Source organism: Bacillus cereus group sp. MYBK5-2 (genome assembly GCF_051915685.1).
Taxonomy (GTDB): Bacteria; Bacillota; Bacilli; order Bacillales; family Bacillaceae_G; genus Bacillus_A; species Bacillus_A cereus.
This window is the reverse complement of record NZ_JBQAFE010000002.1, coordinates 396,249-412,083: the sequence shown is the minus strand read 5'-3', so window position 1 is coordinate 412,083 and position 15,835 is coordinate 396,249. Positions and strand designations below refer to the sequence as shown.

The window sequence follows — 15,835 nt, the reverse complement described above, 5'->3', positions numbered from 1 at the left end:
TAGAGTTTTGAAGTCGGTTAGCAAATTGCAAAACTTACACAATAACTTCATTGCTAATACCCAAAAAGGATTTACTTTTTAAGTAAATCCTTTTTTAAATTCCCCTCCTTACTCCAGAATAATAAAAGAATATTCTGTTTAATTTTTATAAATTTCTAAATATTTATAATACATTCGAATTAACATACATTTTAGTTATGTAAAAAATCTAAGTTTTAAGGAGATGAATCCATGCTTAAAAAGTTGGTAGCAGGTGCATTATTAACTGTTTCGTCGTTAACTGGAGGAATGGGATTAGTATCAGCTAGTACCGAAAAAGATTATACGATTTCCTCTTTCGAATATGTAACTGTAGATGAAAAGACTGTTGATTCGTTTAACAAATTGAGTGCTCCATCAAAGGAAGACGTAAAAATAACGTTAGTTCTACCGAAACAAAATCAAAATGGAGACTGGTTATCTTATGGATTTTCGAGCAAAGAAAGTTTAGAGTCTTTTATTGAAAAGGATAAACAAAGGTTGAATCATTCAATCACTCTCCTTGGTGTTGGAGGAAGCGGACCTGGTAGTACAGACTTCTATAAACTCACAAATCAAGGTAGCGAGTATTTTTCTCTAAGTAGCGGTTATAAAAACTTGTCTGCTAGTTGGCAAAATCAAATTGTTTCTGTACGTACAGCAGCTCCTACTGCTAGCTATTCAACAACACTATGGGAACATACTTCAACTGACGGATATGGAAAAGGTGTTGTTTTTAAACATGCTGATTGGTATGGTCAAACTGCAAACTTAAATAACTTTCCAACTTCAGCAGTTGAAGTTAAAAAGTAAAAAATATAGAAATAAAAGGTGTTTTCACGTATGGAAACACCTTTTATTTCTACAACTATTTCACATAACTCGTCTATATCAATTTCAACTCTTAACTATTATTTTTCGTATTCCTATTCTCCAAAACCTTCTCCATATTATGAGTTGCCCATTCCATCATTAATAGAATCACTGGACGTAGTGATTCACCAAGCTCAGTTAACGAATATTCAACTTTAGGTGGCACTTCACGGTATACTTCACGATGTATAATGCCATCAGCTTCAAGTTCTCTCAGCTGCAGCGTTAACATTCTTTGTGTGATATTTGGTTTTAATCTTTTTAATTCATTAAACCGCTTTGTACCATCTAATAAATGATACAAAATTTCCCCTTTCCATTTCCCTCCAATCACCTCAACCATAGCTTCAACTGGACAAGAATATTTATTTAAAAATGGGTAATTTATATTATTTTCGTTTGGACAATCCATAATAAATCCCTTCCCTTAACATTAGTATCTTTTTTGATACTATACCACATAAATGTGCGTACTTGTATCTATGTTACTTTAAAAATATAATTTACTTACAAAAATAAATTCATGAAAAGAGGAACTTTTATGACAAATACAAACGAAATTACAAAAGAAAAGATTATGGAGGCTTTTCATTTCAGACATGCATGTAAAGAATTCGATCCTATGCACAAAATTTCAGAAGAGGATTTCAAATTCATTTTAGAAACAGGCAGATTATCTCCTTCTTCTTTTGGATATGAGCCTTGGAAATTTATTGTCGTACAAAATAAAGAATTAAGAGAAAAACTACAACCGTATTCATGGGGCGCTGGTGGGCAACTTGCAACAGCTAGTCATTTTGTTATTGTTCTTTCAAGAAACATTAAAGATATGCATTATGATGCAGAGTATATTAAATATATGATGAACGATATTATTGGATTGCCTGAAGACACTCAAAAAATTAGATATGAATTCTTCAAAAAGTTCCAGGAAACAGATTTTAACTTATTACAATCCGATCGTGCTGTATTTGATTGGGCATCCAAGCAATCTTATATCGCTTTAGGTAATATGATGACGAGCGCAGCTCAAATCGGTATTGATTCTTGTCCAATAGAAGGATTTGATAAAGAGGAAGTAGATTCTTTACTTCGTCAAGAAGGCATTATACAAGGCGATAATCTTGAAGTATCAGTTATGGTTGCCTTTGGTTACCGTAAAGAAGAGCCAAAGCGTGACAAAACAAGACAGACTATGGATACAATTGTTGAATGGATTAAGTAATATAGCACAGACAAATAATGCTCCTAATAGCTGGATACTTATACTAAAGAACTATCAGTCGTTTTTCTTATGTATGAATTTGGTTTTTCATGGAAAGATATGTTAGTATGTATACAGTTTGAGTGCTCTATTTTTAGAGTCGAACAGGAGGAGAATGAATATGTCTGATATTGAAGTTGGCGAAGTGTTTACTCTTAGTGATGAGAATAACGAAGAGCAAGAAGTAGAAGTACTTGGAGCGATGGATGTCGAAGGTGCAGAATATATTGCAGTTGCCTTTGTTGAAGATATCCAAACAGAAACTGAGGAAGACATTGATATTTTCTTTTTAAAAGTAGAAGAAGATAATGAGTTTTCATACATTGAAAATGATGAAGAGTTTGATAAAGTATCTGCTGCGTTTGAAAAGATTTTGGATGAGCAAGAGCAAGAATAGTATGAATGAAAAACACGCGGGCGGATGTATATCCGCCCTCTTTTTATTTATTACTCATCCAGAGACTCACGCAGTAATTGCAGTACATCTTTCATCGCAAAAGGTCCATCTTTTTTAACATGTTCCGCAAATTCTGAAACGAGACGTAATGTTCTTACACTTTCGATTGGATGCTCTCCTGATGCACTTTCAGCTGAAAGCATAACTGCATTCGTTCCGTCCAGTACAGCTTGAAACACATCAGTCACCTCTGCCCTTGTTGGAATAGAATGATCTACCATAGATTGAAGCATTTGTGTTGCTGTAATGACATATGTATTCGTTCGATTACATTCCTGAATCATCATTTTCTGTAAAAGCGGAATGCATTGATACGGTAACTCTACTCCTAAATCGCCCCTTGCAATCATAATTCCATCTGCTTCTTTACATATATCTTGAAAATTCTCGATTGCTTCCATCGTTTCTATTTTTGCAATTATATTAGGTGACGTTTCTTTATACTGTTGTATAAAATCTCGTATTTCTTTTATATGACTAGGTTTTCTTACGAAAGAACACGCGATAAAATCAACATTCTCCTCTAAAAGAAACTGAATATCTTTTTTATCTTTCTCTGTAATAGCTGGTAAACGAACAGCCGCATCTGGTAAATTAACTCCTTTATGAGATGAGATATTGCCACCTGTTTTTACCTTCGTTTCTATTTTGTCCGTACTTATCTTTTCAACAATTAATTCAACTTCTCCATCATTAATTAAAATTCTACTGCCTACTTTTACATCATTCGCAATTCCTTCATAATCAACACTCGCTTCTGTATTACTCCCTGTAACTGATTGTGTATGTAAAATAAAAGAATCTCCTGCCTGAAGTGTAATTTGCTCTCCCTTCACTTCACCTAATCTTATTTTAGGTCCTTGTACATCACCCAAAAATTTAATAGAGTCATCTAATGATTTCACTAAACGAATGATGTCTTTATGACTTTCATGCGTGCCATGCGATAAATTCAGTCGAACAATTTTCATACCATTCTTTATTAACTGTGCTAACGTTTCTTTATTATTACTTGCGGGTCCAATTGTACAAATTCGATCGATTGTCATTTTTGTCACCATCCTTTTTTTAATAAGTTTCCCATATGAACTTAAAAATAACAGAGATTCTGACATGAATAGATTTAAATTTACATGAATTTCATAAAATTAAACCTGTATCCCTTGCTGGCTAAGCATTAGAAGATATATTCGCTTTTTTGCAAATGAAGACATGTTGAATCGAAAGTAAAAGAAACGTTAAGTATGGGATAAACCATTGAGAGTTTCGAAATTTTCATATATTGTATGAATTGAGTTCGAACTCAAAAATTTAAAAAGGTGGGAAAATTAGTGAATATGAAAAAATCTTTATCGGTGACAACTTTAGGGTTAGCGGTTTTAGGTTTTGGTTTTACTAATAACGCAAGTGCTTCAGAGGTCGATACTGTAGACAAGCAGCCCGTTTTAGTTGACTTTGATACAATTCAATCAACAAAAACATCTAGTGTTCCTAGTTTGACTATTGCAGCTGCACCTAAGAATGACTCTAACATTAGCGTATATACTCCCTTTTTTGGTAACCCCTATACAGTTGCTAAATCGAAATCAACTACGACCGAAGACTATGTTTATGCAAAAGCAAGAACTTTCAATGGCGATGGCTCATTAGTGAATACGAAAAGTAATAGTGCAAAAAAATCATCCTTTGTAAGTGCTACAGCGACCAACACAAGCATTTATTATGGAGATGATTACGCTATCGGTAATCATACCTATAAATTAAGTGGTTATAATGATGTGAATCACGAAACAAAAGCTTTCTGGTAAGAAAGAGAAAAAAGATATGTATCTTGCATATCTTTTTTCTCTAATATTTTACATATATTGAGGTGCTATTTATGAAACAAATATATATTATTAGCGGTGTTTTACTTATTTCATTACTTACAATTTATATTTTGTTCAATACTTCATTCATACAACCTCATCCACCTTCCATAGAAAATAAACGAGAGCAACAAACCAATACTATTTCTTACGGATTGAAGGATAATCAAGGCCAACATATTAACAATGGTAGTACAATTACTAGTGAGGATAATAAAATTAATGTAACATTATCATTCGTACATACTATTAATGAAAACCGAAAATATGGATTAATTGTTCTAGAAGATTACGAACAAAAACCTTTTAAAATAGAAGATACTACTAATGAAATATCACACTATTTTTTTGATATGAAACCAAACAGTTCAATTACTACGAAAATCTCTTTACACACTTCTCCTAATGCAAGTGAATTAACCTTTTTAATAATTAAAAAACCTGAATACAAATTAAAAGATAATAACTTAAATAAAGCAGCTATTTTAGAAGATATTCTAAGTATGCGATATTCAATGCATCCTCTTCAGAAAGAAAACGAAAAAATAAAACTCTCCCTTATAGATCCAGATGCTATTTTAAAAGATGGTCTTTACGAACCAGTATTTGTTACGAACCGTGAAGAGAACTTACAAACTGTCTTCTTTGAAAAGGAAGGCAAGCAATTAATTTTATCAAACGGTAATGAAACAAATGATGAAATGACTTACGCAATCGTGGCTTTTAAAGATTGGAAACAAGTTGAAATATTTAACAATAGAAAAGTCGTTTATACTAAGGTTGCACCTGAAACAAGACAAATCTTTAATTTCACATTGCCTTCAGTGGATCAGGAAAGTAATTTGCAACTCGTCGCTTTTCCATTTCCTTATAAAGTTAGCGAAGAAGATTATATCAGTCAACAAGCATTCAGTTCCTTTCGCATCGTAATTGAAAATGAAAATAAATAAGTTATACTGTGCACATTACAACAACCTAAAAAAGGCCTACTCACACGAGTAGGCTTTTGAAACTATGAAAGTTTCGTCAATAACTGATTTAAATCTTTTTTCGTTTTCGTCGTTAATGATTTCATTTTATTAATATCGATTTTTTCTTTCTCCGCTCCTACAATTAACGGATACATACTTTGACCGATTGTTTTAGAATCCGTCGGATGTGATGCTTCTAGCTCTTTTTCAATCACATCCCACTTTTCATTAATTTGTTTGCCAAGCTTATTCACTGTTTCCAATTTTGGATTAGCAGCTAACTGCTTGTCCAAGCTATCAATTAATGCTACAACTTCTTTAACATTCGTTTTCACAGCAACACTTTTCTTCGGATCTTTCGTTGTCTTTCCATTATTGTTTGTGCTTGTACTTGTGCTTTGATCTGTTGTTTTCCCGCTAGTCGTTTGATCATTCGTTTTTCCTGTCGTCTCTTTTTCTTTTGTTTTTACATTTTCGTTTTGAGTTGACGTTTTGCCGTTACTTTCTGTCCCTGATGATTCTTTCGTATTTTTTGCATCCTTATCTGTTTTTTCATTTGAAGAAGTATTTGTTTCTTTTTCAGTATCTTTCATTGTTTTTGACGCTTCATCTGCACTTGTCGTTTTTGCTTCTCCATCATTTTGCGCAGTTACTTGCTCTTTCTTTTCTGTTTCTTTATCTGCTGAAGGACTACAAGCTGCCATAGTAAGCATTGTACCAATTGTTATCGATGCGATAGCGACCTTTTTCATTTTCATATAAATCCCCCTATGTTTTACATAATTTATCCTCCCCTTTACGATTCGATTCCCCCTTAAAAAATCCCTTTTCATACGAATTATCATCTTTCCGACAGTAATCTTCATAATAATACGTACAAAAACTGATAAACTCATTTTAATATTCGAGTTTCTTCTACTTCATTTTTCTACTCGCAAGTAAAAGAAAAAGAGTATATTGTCACATTAAGAATTACTATCTTCATATGACGATATACTCTTCTATCAAATTTTTATCTTTCTTGACATTTTATTTATACAAAAAAATAAAATTTTCTTTCGTTTTTTGTTTCTCAACATTTGTTAACATAATATTTTTATGAATAACCACCATTCGAGTGAATGACTTGCCCAGTAACCCATTTCGCTTCTTCACTTACTAAAAAAGAAATTAAGCGCGCAGCATCCACCGGTTCTCCTACTTTACCTTGCGGGAACTTCCATACTAAATGATGCTTCAGCTCCTCTGTAATCCATCCTGTATTCGTCGGTCCTGGATCTACAGCATTCACTGTAATCCCCTTCTCCATCGCAACTGGTGCTACTGACTTTGTAAATGCTTCAATTGCCCCTTTCGTTGCTGCATATGCTAGTTCATCTGGCATTGGACCTACTGACTGTCCTGAAGTAAGATTAATAATACTCCCGCCCGTTTTAAGTGAATAATGTTTTATAAACAATGAACTTAATAGCATAGTAGCCCGAACATTAACTGTATAATGTTTATCCAACTGCTCTACATCTAATTCCTCAATTCTCGTATGAGTAGAATATACTGCATTATTAACTAGAATAGATGGATCACCTAACCGTTCTGATACCATATAAAACAAACGATTTGACGAATAAGACTGCGATAAATTGATTTCTGCCATTTCACATCGAACATCGTAACTTTCAATTTCCTTTTTCAGCAAAAAGGGTTCTTGATCACTCATTCCCCATGGCATCGCTTTATCATACTTTGGCCAGTACGTGAAAAAAATGTCTATCCCTTTTTGAGCAAGCACCTTGCATACAGCTGCACCAATTCCATTCAGACGAGTTGCCCCTGTTACAATTGCTATTTTCTTCACCTTTTTCTCCTCCATCTATACACAGATCCCCTGCATGAATACAGAGGATCTATCTTCTTATTGAATATTTGACAGTATACGTTCAGCACCTAATTTTAACATTTTAATAAAGATATAATTTACAATCGTAAACATTACAAATAAAACGATAAACATAACCCACAGTCCGACATGAAGGAAGAAGTATAATACACTTACTCCCCCCACAATAATTAAAGCTATTAAAATATTAGCTAAAAAATTCCATAAAGTTGTATATCGACTTTTAAATAATTTCTGCTCTGTATCCCAATGAATATCTGCAGTTTGCGCGTCCCAGCGTGTTCCGATTAAATTAATTAATAACAACCCGTTCGCACTTAGTAAAAACCACAGTATCATAAAGACTGGAGAAATCCCAGCTACAACTGCCATCGTAATACCGAATACTGCTAAAATGATCACATTAATTAACCAAGCAGTGATTGCTTTCGCAAAAAAGATATCCGAAGCCTTTACTGGTAAATAACGATTCACAAACCAAGAGCTTCCATCTCGTGAAAATGACGTTGTTGCAATGACGTTACTACCCATTAAAAATAACGATGCACAAAGGCCAACACCAATTGCAAATCCCGTTGTCTCTGGATTGTTAATATACTCTGTAATAAACTTTAAATTTCCATCTTGCACAAATAAAATAAAGAACAACATAATTGGCATAACGAAAGTTTGTACAATGCAATTTAAGAAAAATTGTGGTGTACGGAATAACGTTTTAAATTCTTTTTTCACATACGCTTTTAAATGCGAACTTTGTACTGTTGATTTCTGTAAACCTTCCGCCGAAATAACTTGTTTCTTTGCTGTACTCGTTGAAAGTCCAATAACCCCTTTTAAATATGTACGCTCTGCTATGTAATAAAACAACACAAAGAAGACAAATGAAATAACTGCAAAGATTATTACATATAAAGGTCCCTTCCAATTTGCATTTTCTACTAATGCTACTGCTCCAAAATATGTAGTTGGAAAATAGTTTGTCATTTGTACTAAAAGAGAAGACTGGTTGTTTGCAAGGTAATCCGCAATTGCATCTTCAGAAAACGAACTTTTATTTTTCCACTGCAAAAATACGTTAATTCCTACAATAAATAGTATACTTACGATTCCAATAAATATATTTCCTCGGTCTTTATTTTTCGCTATATTTGTATACCTCATAATAACTGTCATCAGTAACGAAGCTAGTACTAACGGCACAATTGGGAAGAGTAAGTAAATGAAAATCATATATATGTAATATGTAATAAATGCGCCACTTTTTAAACCGTACGTAATAAAGATCGGTAATAAAATAAATGAACTCATTACGTATTGTGTAATTAATACTGTTAAAAATTTGGCTGAAATAATTTGCGCTGGTTTTAATGGTAATGGTAATAACATTTCAATGTCATTGCTGTAGTAAAATACAGTTAAAATGTTCGTAATACTCATTAAAAATACCCATATACTCGCAATCGCAAGTCCCATTGCGATAATCATTCCTGGATCTTGCCCTAAATGTATCATTCCCTCATACATTGCATGCGTGATAGAACCAAACAGTAAAAAGCCGACAAATAAAATAGCTGCAAATGAAAATACATACGCCCATCGCTTCTTCTTATCTGTTATAAAATCTGCATAATTTAATTTCAATAATACTTTCGTTAACGTCCAAATTTTACTCATTGCCCGTCATCTCCAAGAACATTTTTTCAAGTGATTCATTGGATTTAAAATGATCTCTCATTTCATCTAAATTCCCTTTAAACTGAAGGTTTCCCTTATTAATAATCGCGACGCGGTCACATAATTTTTCTGCCACTTCTAATACGTGTGTAGAGAAGAATACAATCTTTCCTTTATCCGCATGTTCTCTCATCATTTCTTTTAAAATATATGCAGATTTCGGATCAAGCCCAGTTAATGGTTCATCTAAAATCCATACATCTGGCTCATGTACGAGCACACCAATAATAACGATTTTTTGTCTCATACCGTGCGAATAACTTTGAATTTGATCAGATAAAGCATTATAAAGATCAAACTTCTTCGCTAAAGACTCTATTCGTTCTTGTCGTACTTCTTTCGGCACTTCATACATATCGGCCATAAAGTTTAAATATTCAATTCCTTTTAATCGTAAAAACATATCTGGACTATCTGGTACATAACCAAACGTCTTCTTCGCTTCCATCGGCTCTTCCATAATATTTTTTCCGTTAATCGTAATAGTCCCTTTGTCCACCCCGTGAATACCAGTAATCATCTTAATTGTCGTTGATTTACCCGCACCATTCGGTCCTAAAAATCCAAAGATTTCGCCGCTAGGTACAGATAAACTTAAGTCTTTTACTGCATAGGTAGACCCATTATAACTTTTTGACACATTCGTAATTTCAATCATTCCATCCAATCCTTTCCTTAATTACCAAATAACTATATTGATATTATAGCATACTTCTATTTTTAGATTTTTGTATTTTTCAGTTTTTTAACCTTTGAAATAAATATACAGACCTAATCCAACAATCAAAACGACAGCTAGTATAATATAAATCATCGTAAGCCTTCTAATATTCCCCTTTGTCGCTTTACTATAGTTTGCATCACCCTTTCGCCCAATTAACACCGTCGCGACTACAGTAATGACTACAAGTAATACAACGATCATAATCCAATTTAGCATACCTTCCTCCCCCTCCTTACAACCATTTTACAATATTATCCTCTTTGTTTCGCAGCATATTTCCTCTTTTTACTATTATTATGAAGCAAACTGGAAAACTATTATTACCATTCCTATCCAATTGTGATATATTTGTAACATAACGTGACTTATTTCTAACAACGTAAGGAGGACCTATCATGAAAACAACTTGGATAAAATATTTAGGATTTCTCGGTTTCTTCGGTTTCCTCGGATTTTTTTATGAAAAAGGATTGTTTACTATGTTCTGTTTCTTCTCCTTTTTCACATCGTATAGAACAGTTCAACACGATGAACTGTTTGAACAAATTGTCAATAAATCGTGTCGCAATGCATTTATCGTTACTTTACTAACTACTGCTATCATTATATTTATTGAAATGTTATTTCCAAACTCTACGCTACAAGAGATTGATATCGCTCTTATTTTCGGCACACTCATTCTTACATTCGGTTTTTCTATGTTCTTTTATGATAAACCTGTTGATGAAATGGAAGATGCACCATGGCGTTCGTAACGAAGATAAAAGAATACCGCGCAAAATTGAACATGACACAAGAAGATTTAGCAAAGAGCGTTGGTGTGCGACGTGAAACAATTAGTCATCTCGAAAAAGGTAAATACAATCCTTCCTTACAACTTGCTCACGATATAGCGAAGGCACTACATAGTACGATTGATGAGATTTTTATTTTTGAGGATAAATAAAAAAATACCGTCATTCTTTCCAAGAAGAATGACGGTATTTCTCATTGATTATCCATATAAAACCGCATGAAATACGCCTAATAGTAAGTATTGATCCTCCATGTAATCTCCATCATATACATTCATCTCAATGTAATACATATCTTCCTCAAGACGAATATTCCAATCTGCAATTACATAGCCTTTTCGTAATAATTTTCCCATTCCAAATGAAGTTTTATGAACAACGTATTCTTCTGCCTTATATGTAAAGGTAAATAAGAAATTTGCATCCAATAACTTTCCGTCACATACAAGTATTTCATGCTCTGCATCATGATTATCTTTGTACATTACTAAAATCCTTCTTTGGCGCTGCCTACTTACATCCTTTGCAATGACGCGAATATTGTCCTTACTATCCTTTATTTCATAAATAATATTACTACCAATTTTCGGAATAAAATCCAGCACTCTCATCAGCGTATTTTTATAATAGCCCCTTACTACACCTACTTGCTCAATTCCATTATAAACCTCTATCGGTGTCGTATCTGCTTTACTATCACACGGTCGTTTGTAAGAGAGCTGCATCATTCGCTCTCCTCTTAAGTACTGATCAAACGTCACAGGATATTCTATCATGCGCAGTTCTTTATTTAACTCATACAAATAGCGTTGAACACTCTCTATTAATGTTGTAGTAGCTATACGCTCTTGAAGTTCAAATTCTTGCCAGCTGGAAAAAACATTCCATTGATTATGATCCTCTTCATAGAAGAAACCAAGAATTACCTCTTCACGGTCAGCCGTTTCATATTTCATAGGCACGTTCTGCCCATGTTGAACTTGTTCCATCCACTGACCTAAATAAATCCCCAGCTCTGCAACCTTCATACATGATTTTTGAAAAAATACGCTGTCACTCGCGCAAATCGTTACATCTCCTTCGATAAAGCCCTTTGAATAAGCATCATACCGTGGCTCATCCTTCTGCGGGAGATTCTTGTCTAACTCAAATAAAAACTTTAACATCCTTTATTCACCTCTAGTTGTTACACTAATCATACATGACATCGCATCACGCTAGGAAACTATTTATATACGCATATTTAATTCACGCATTATAACACGTGAATGACCTTGTATAGTAGCTCTATTTTTTTGTTCTATATCTTAGTATATGAATTTACATGAGCAATTTTTCAAATATATCTATCGCAACTTACAATATATCAACGATTTTTCAAATATATCTATCGCAACTTACAATATATCAACGATTTTTCAAATATATCTATCACAACTTACAATATATCAACGATTTTTTCAATATATCGATTTTTCGACAAATATCAGCATGATTAAAATGAAGCTACCTTTTCTTCCGCCACTTCTACAATTTCTAAAATTTGTAGCAGACTCTCCACTTCATAAGTCGGGTTAACATCTGTCCCGTTTTCTTTCAAACTCGGATTATACCAACACGTATCAATGCCGTAATCTTCTCCGCCTTTCATATCAGAAGTTAACGAATCTCCAACCATTAGTACGCTTAATTTATCAGTAATCCCAAACTTCTCAAACGCATAATCAAAAATCTCACGTGCTGGTTTTTGATGACCAACTTCTTCAGAAATAATAATGTGATCAAAGAAATTACATAAAGGTGAATTTCCGATTCTTGATTGTTGCACCTTCGTATATCCATTCGTAATAATACCTAACTTGCAATCTTGTAGATTTTCACATAATTGTACTGCGCCTTCTATAAGATGTACTTCCTTCCCTAAATTTTCAAGGTATACATCACTAAATTGCTGTGCATCTACGTCTATATTATGAAGTGCAAATAATTGTCTAAATCGATCTACTGCTAATTCACTTAGCGTAATCATTTTATTTTCTAAATCTCTCCATAATCCATTACTAATCTCTTTATAGCTTGCAAGATAATCATTATACCCTGTAGGCATATCAAACTGTACAAACGCATTATGTAATGCGTGTCTTTCCGTTTCAGGGAAATCTAATAATGTATCATCTACGTCGAATAATATAACTTTGTATTTCATGATGTTCTCCTCAATTCCTATTTTAAAAGCTTCGTTCTCATTGCTTATAAATTTTTATATATTTCGTGATGAAGCGCTTTAACCCGCTCTTTATAGAATACACCTTTATCTTTTATTTTCAAATGTGCTATAAATAAGTTTGCTAGCATGACTGCTGTATCTAGTCTATAAAATAAACTAACAATATGAGGAGTAACATTAAAGATACTATCATTCTTATATCCATCTTTAAATTCATCCCAACTAACCTCATTTGTTTCAGCTATTCTCATAAGCTCCAGCAATGGATGACCAATTAAAGCGTTATCCCAATCAACTATTGCTTTAACTTCTCCATTATACCCGATTAAATTGGCTGGTCGAATGTCCATATGTAATAAACATTTTACATGATCTGCTGTACTAAGAATATATTCAATTGTTTTTGTATCCGGAAGATTAATTTTACAGTTCGTGATTGTATTAAACCCTTCTATCCGTTTTACAATTCGTTCTGCTATATACTTACTAATGGGCTCTCTAATATTTTGTTTGTAATACAAACCATCAATTGGCATACTATGAAGATTGCTCACTAACTCCCCTATTTTGCATGCGGAAATTGGCATATGATCAGCATATACACAATCCGAAATTAAAAAATCAAGTTCGGTTGAAAGATGCAATCCGTGTATCCTTGGTACTGGAATACCTTTTGAATGACAATACTTAGACAGCTCCGCTTCCTTTTGCAACGAAATCCGACTGTTAAATAAGTCTTCATTTATATTTTCCACTTCTCTTTCCCACGGTACTCGAAATGCCAAAGACCCCTTTTCTGAATCTCCTTGAAAAACAATATTTTGCACTCCCGTTCCAATCACCTTTAAATCTTGAATAGCTAGTTCCTTATACTCTTGACTTAGTATTGTTGCCAGCTTTTCTCTTAACCCCTCTGCTTTTACACGTGTATAAATCATTTTATCCCCCGATTCTTAAGTTCTTTTCATCCATTTTCTCCTCGGTGCACAACATCCTCATTAACAAAATTATAGCAACAATAGTAAAAGGAGGCTAATCCGCTCAGCCTCCTTTTACTTATTAGTCTTCTAGTAATAACTCTTTCATTTTCTCTAACGACTCTTTCGTAAAGCCAAGAGCCCTTTCAGCGTATGCTTCAACTGATCCGTATTGCTTTTGAATTTCACCAATCGCAGCTTGCAAGTATTCAGCACGTGCTTCAAACATTGCACCTAATATCGCTCTGCTCTCATCGTTTTGTAATTTCGCACCTAAAAAGGCCATCATTTTTTCATTTAGCTTTTCACGGAATCCGTTACTTAGTAAGTAGTCTTCCATTACTGTTTTTTCTGGTACACCTAGTAAAAGTAGTAATAATGCTGAACCAAATCCAGTACGATCTTTTCCAGCTGTACAGTGGTTTACTAACGGTAAGTTTTCCGGGTTTTGCGCTAAGTTTAAGAAGCTCACGAATGCCTCGTTACCACTTACGAAATCTTGATTCATTTTCACAAGATACTCACCTGGTTTTCCTAACATAGAAAGGTCACCAACTTGGAAAAACTCATTTATATTTAAGTCTTTCGCTAAGTCTTGCATAACTGGTAAGCACACTTGACGAGCACCTGTAATCTCAGGATTGGGCTTATGCTTTACCTCAAAGTCTGTACGATAGTCACAAATTAACTTTAAACCAGACTTTTGTAAATAGTCGATATCCCACTCTGTTAGTCCTGCTAATTCTTCAGAACGGTATAATTTGCCCCATTTCACTTTACGTCCATCTGTCGTTTCATATCCACCCATATCACGGAAGTTAAACGCACCTTGTAATGGCAATCTACGCTCAGCTACTGTCACTGCTTGTCCATTACTACCTACTAGTCTAAAATATGGACGCTCATTGTCGCTCGGGTTTTCAATTGTATATGATAATTCTCCATTTACAGTTGAAAGTAATTCTCCATTTTCTTCAATATGATCTGGCGAAGTACTCCAATAAATACGAACTTCTTCTATATTATTTTCCCACTTTATTTGTAACGTATTATCTTCAATTCTTTCTACAGTTGCTTGTAGCCAATTTCTTTGCTGCTCCATTCTTTCACCAACGCTTTCTCTTATAATTGAATCTTACCCTATTGTATTATGGGAATATCCATTTTGTCGTTCTCATTTTTCTTTTTATCTTACAAACAGGCGAAAAGTTCTTTTACTTGTTCAAAATTTGTACATGGATTACCGCGAAATACGTATGCGATTTGTTCATTACCTAAATCTTCGTATACAACTGTTCCGCGATTAGGGTGCGAATAAAACTCTAACCCGTTTATAATTTGTTTTGGGCCATAGTTCATTGTCCATGAAGAAATAGGATAATACGCTTTGTTTTTATGTCTACAAACCCAAAGTGCATATAGTTTATTAACTTCGTCCCAGTATACATACTGCGTTTCGTCATTTCCGAAACCGACCGATTCAAGTTTCCAATTTAGTTTTTCATGAATTAACAAATTTACATAGGATACGTCATCTGGAGCATTCCACTCTCTACATCTTCCTATCTCACCCATTTCACTTCTCTTCGCTTGAAAGCTTAATAAGTGAAATGATGTATGTAATATCGTTTTCCCAAGCTCCATATTTACTGGTTGTAATTCAAATAGAAATCGTTCCATTTCGTCTTGGTTTACATATCCATGATCAACAGAAATTTCAACTTGTGTTTTCCATATAGATGTAACGTAACTTTCTTTTCCTTTATAATTTATACCTTTCCAATACACAAGCCCTTTATATTGAAAACAATCTCCTTTTGCTTGAGAAATACAGCTATCCGGAAATACTGGTTCCATTATATCGAGAAAAAATTCCTTTACTCGAAACATCCCAGTTGGAGTAACAACCTGAAACCAAAAAGTTCCCCACTTTTCACCTTCATAACGTTCTGAAACTTTTTCAACATTCCAGCCTTCTAACAATACATTTGGATACAATAACACGAATGAATGCATGGATTGCTTTAACAT

General features: G+C 33.8%; 19 protein-coding genes. 7 read left to right on the top strand and 12 right to left on the bottom strand.

Translation table 11 applies throughout. The features are described 5' to 3' along the window. Window positions 1-231 precede the first annotated feature (231 nt). Window positions 232-831, top strand: coding sequence for a hypothetical protein (locus ACTFP3_RS10370; protein ID WP_017657569.1), 600 nt, complete (start codon window positions 232-234; stop codon window positions 829-831). Window positions 832-922: 91 nt separating this feature from the next. On the opposite strand, the gene ACTFP3_RS10365 is transcribed toward ACTFP3_RS10370, so the two are convergent. Further along, the gene (locus tag ACTFP3_RS10365) at window positions 923-1,303 is read right to left on the bottom strand and encodes a winged helix-turn-helix transcriptional regulator (RefSeq protein WP_440010320.1); all 381 of its coding nucleotides are present in this window, start codon (window positions 1,301-1,303) and stop codon (window positions 923-925) included. Between the two features lie 129 nt (window positions 1,304-1,432). Here ACTFP3_RS10365 and ACTFP3_RS10360 point away from each other — a divergent pair, with 129 nt between their 5' ends. Next, on the top strand, window positions 1,433-2,116 hold the full coding sequence (locus ACTFP3_RS10360) for an NAD(P)H-dependent oxidoreductase (RefSeq protein ID WP_000185712.1): 684 nt from the start codon (window positions 1,433-1,435) through the stop codon (window positions 2,114-2,116). 154 nt (window positions 2,117-2,270) lie between these two features. Then, window positions 2,271-2,552, top strand: a complete 282-nt coding sequence (locus ACTFP3_RS10355) for a DUF1292 domain-containing protein (protein WP_002005464.1) — start codon at window positions 2,271-2,273, stop codon at window positions 2,550-2,552. Between the two features lie 50 nt (window positions 2,553-2,602). On the opposite strand, the gene ACTFP3_RS10350 is transcribed toward ACTFP3_RS10355, so the two are convergent. Next, entirely contained in the window at window positions 2,603-3,661 is a 1,059-nt protein-coding gene (locus tag ACTFP3_RS10350) for a pyruvate kinase (protein WP_000151084.1), read from the bottom strand. A gap of 282 nt (window positions 3,662-3,943) precedes the next feature. Between ACTFP3_RS10350 and ACTFP3_RS10345 the strand changes: the two genes are divergently transcribed. Beyond that, window positions 3,944-4,420 (top strand): XoxI protein, encoded by a 477-nt coding sequence (locus ACTFP3_RS10345; protein WP_440010316.1) that lies wholly within the window; start codon window positions 3,944-3,946, stop codon window positions 4,418-4,420. Window positions 4,421-4,491: 71 nt separating this feature from the next. Continuing rightward, the gene (locus ACTFP3_RS10340) at window positions 4,492-5,430 is read left to right on the top strand and encodes a hypothetical protein (protein WP_242283499.1); all 939 of its coding nucleotides are present in this window, start codon (window positions 4,492-4,494) and stop codon (window positions 5,428-5,430) included. Between the two features lie 62 nt (window positions 5,431-5,492). On the opposite strand, the gene ACTFP3_RS10335 is transcribed toward ACTFP3_RS10340, so the two are convergent. From ACTFP3_RS10335 to ACTFP3_RS10315, 5 genes are all read right to left on the bottom strand, one after another. Next, window positions 5,493-6,209, bottom strand: coding sequence for a hypothetical protein (locus ACTFP3_RS10335; RefSeq protein ID WP_000782540.1), 717 nt, complete (start codon window positions 6,207-6,209; stop codon window positions 5,493-5,495). Between the two features lie 338 nt (window positions 6,210-6,547). Continuing rightward, window positions 6,548-7,306 carry an SDR family oxidoreductase gene (locus ACTFP3_RS10330; protein ID WP_033687768.1) on the bottom strand — a complete coding sequence of 253 codons (759 nt, stop codon included), beginning with the start codon at window positions 7,304-7,306 and terminating at the stop codon, window positions 6,548-6,550. Between the two features lie 57 nt (window positions 7,307-7,363). Then, complete coding sequence (locus ACTFP3_RS10325) at window positions 7,364-9,022, bottom strand: putative ABC transporter permease subunit (RefSeq protein WP_000036884.1); 1,659 nt, start codon at window positions 9,020-9,022, stop codon at window positions 7,364-7,366. Continuing rightward, entirely contained in the window at window positions 9,015-9,740 is a 726-nt protein-coding gene (locus tag ACTFP3_RS10320) for an ABC transporter ATP-binding protein (RefSeq protein ID WP_000570206.1), read from the bottom strand. The genes ACTFP3_RS10325 and ACTFP3_RS10320 overlap by 8 nt, the downstream gene beginning before the upstream one ends. An 87-nt stretch (window positions 9,741-9,827) precedes the next feature. Continuing rightward, the gene (locus ACTFP3_RS10315) at window positions 9,828-10,022 is read right to left on the bottom strand and encodes a hypothetical protein (protein WP_000935861.1); all 195 of its coding nucleotides are present in this window, start codon (window positions 10,020-10,022) and stop codon (window positions 9,828-9,830) included. A 179-nt stretch (window positions 10,023-10,201) separates the two neighbouring features. On the opposite strand from ACTFP3_RS10315, the gene ACTFP3_RS10310 reads away from it, so the two are divergent. After that, window positions 10,202-10,561: a DUF3796 domain-containing protein gene (locus ACTFP3_RS10310; protein ID WP_000859210.1), complete on the top strand. Its 360-nt coding sequence runs from the start codon at window positions 10,202-10,204 to the stop codon at window positions 10,559-10,561. Beyond that, window positions 10,549-10,752: a helix-turn-helix transcriptional regulator gene (locus tag ACTFP3_RS10305; RefSeq protein WP_000896302.1), complete on the top strand. Its 204-nt coding sequence runs from the start codon at window positions 10,549-10,551 to the stop codon at window positions 10,750-10,752. Before ACTFP3_RS10310 ends, ACTFP3_RS10305 begins: the two co-directional genes overlap by 13 nt. Before the next feature lie 48 nt (window positions 10,753-10,800). Here the strand turns inward: ACTFP3_RS10305 and ACTFP3_RS10300 are convergent, their stop codons facing one another. From ACTFP3_RS10300 to ACTFP3_RS10280, 5 genes are all read right to left on the bottom strand, one after another. Then, entirely contained in the window at window positions 10,801-11,766 is a 966-nt protein-coding gene (locus ACTFP3_RS10300; RefSeq protein WP_440010311.1) for a tubby C-terminal domain-like protein, read from the bottom strand. Between the two features lie 329 nt (window positions 11,767-12,095). Then, on the bottom strand, window positions 12,096-12,806 hold the full coding sequence (locus ACTFP3_RS10295) for a YjjG family noncanonical pyrimidine nucleotidase (protein ID WP_440010309.1): 711 nt from the start codon (window positions 12,804-12,806) through the stop codon (window positions 12,096-12,098). A 44-nt stretch (window positions 12,807-12,850) separates the two neighbouring features. Next, complete coding sequence (locus tag ACTFP3_RS10290; RefSeq protein WP_152121533.1) at window positions 12,851-13,765, bottom strand: phosphotransferase family protein; 915 nt, start codon at window positions 13,763-13,765, stop codon at window positions 12,851-12,853. 121 nt (window positions 13,766-13,886) lie between these two features. After that, window positions 13,887-14,906 (bottom strand): tyrosine-protein phosphatase, encoded by a 1,020-nt coding sequence (locus tag ACTFP3_RS10285; RefSeq protein WP_440010306.1) that lies wholly within the window; start codon window positions 14,904-14,906, stop codon window positions 13,887-13,889. Between the two features lie 89 nt (window positions 14,907-14,995). Next, window positions 14,996-15,835, bottom strand: a complete 840-nt coding sequence (locus ACTFP3_RS10280; RefSeq protein ID WP_011110255.1) for a hypothetical protein — start codon at window positions 15,833-15,835, stop codon at window positions 14,996-14,998.

Bases quoted from the DNA above. Each gene is read 5' to 3' on its own strand.
- ACTFP3_RS10340 (WP_242283499.1), top strand. From the start codon at position 4,492: ATGAAACAAATATATATTATTAGCGGTGTTTTACTTATTTCATTACTT.
- ACTFP3_RS10315 (WP_000935861.1), bottom strand. From the start codon at position 10,022: ATGCTAAATTGGATTATGATCGTTGTATTACTTGTAGTCATTACTGTA.
- ACTFP3_RS10350 (WP_000151084.1), bottom strand. From the start codon at position 3,661: ATGACAATCGATCGAATTTGTACAATTGGACCCGCAAGTAATAATAAA.
- ACTFP3_RS10335 (WP_000782540.1), bottom strand. From the start codon at position 6,209: ATGAAAATGAAAAAGGTCGCTATCGCATCGATAACAATTGGTACAATG.
- ACTFP3_RS10370 (WP_017657569.1), top strand. From the start codon at position 232: ATGCTTAAAAAGTTGGTAGCAGGTGCATTATTAACTGTTTCGTCGTTA.
- ACTFP3_RS10365 (WP_440010320.1), bottom strand. From the start codon at position 1,303: ATGGATTGTCCAAACGAAAATAATATAAATTACCCATTTTTAAATAAA.
- ACTFP3_RS10290 (WP_152121533.1), bottom strand. From the start codon at position 13,765: ATGATTTATACACGTGTAAAAGCAGAGGGGTTAAGAGAAAAGCTGGCA.
- ACTFP3_RS10280 (WP_011110255.1), bottom strand. From the start codon at position 15,835: ATGTTAAAGCAATCCATGCATTCATTCGTGTTATTGTATCCAAATGTA.
- ACTFP3_RS10360 (WP_000185712.1), top strand. From the start codon at position 1,433: ATGACAAATACAAACGAAATTACAAAAGAAAAGATTATGGAGGCTTTT.
- ACTFP3_RS10295 (WP_440010309.1), bottom strand. From the start codon at position 12,806: ATGAAATACAAAGTTATATTATTCGACGTAGATGATACATTATTAGAT.
- ACTFP3_RS10285 (WP_440010306.1), bottom strand. From the start codon at position 14,906: ATGGAGCAGCAAAGAAATTGGCTACAAGCAACTGTAGAAAGAATTGAA.
- ACTFP3_RS10300 (WP_440010311.1), bottom strand. From the start codon at position 11,766: ATGTTAAAGTTTTTATTTGAGTTAGACAAGAATCTCCCGCAGAAGGAT.
- ACTFP3_RS10325 (WP_000036884.1), bottom strand. From the start codon at position 9,022: ATGAGTAAAATTTGGACGTTAACGAAAGTATTATTGAAATTAAATTAT.
- ACTFP3_RS10305 (WP_000896302.1), top strand. From the start codon at position 10,549: ATGGCGTTCGTAACGAAGATAAAAGAATACCGCGCAAAATTGAACATG.
- ACTFP3_RS10310 (WP_000859210.1), top strand. From the start codon at position 10,202: ATGAAAACAACTTGGATAAAATATTTAGGATTTCTCGGTTTCTTCGGT.
- ACTFP3_RS10355 (WP_002005464.1), top strand. From the start codon at position 2,271: ATGAATATGTCTGATATTGAAGTTGGCGAAGTGTTTACTCTTAGTGAT.
- ACTFP3_RS10320 (WP_000570206.1), bottom strand. From the start codon at position 9,740: ATGATTGAAATTACGAATGTGTCAAAAAGTTATAATGGGTCTACCTAT.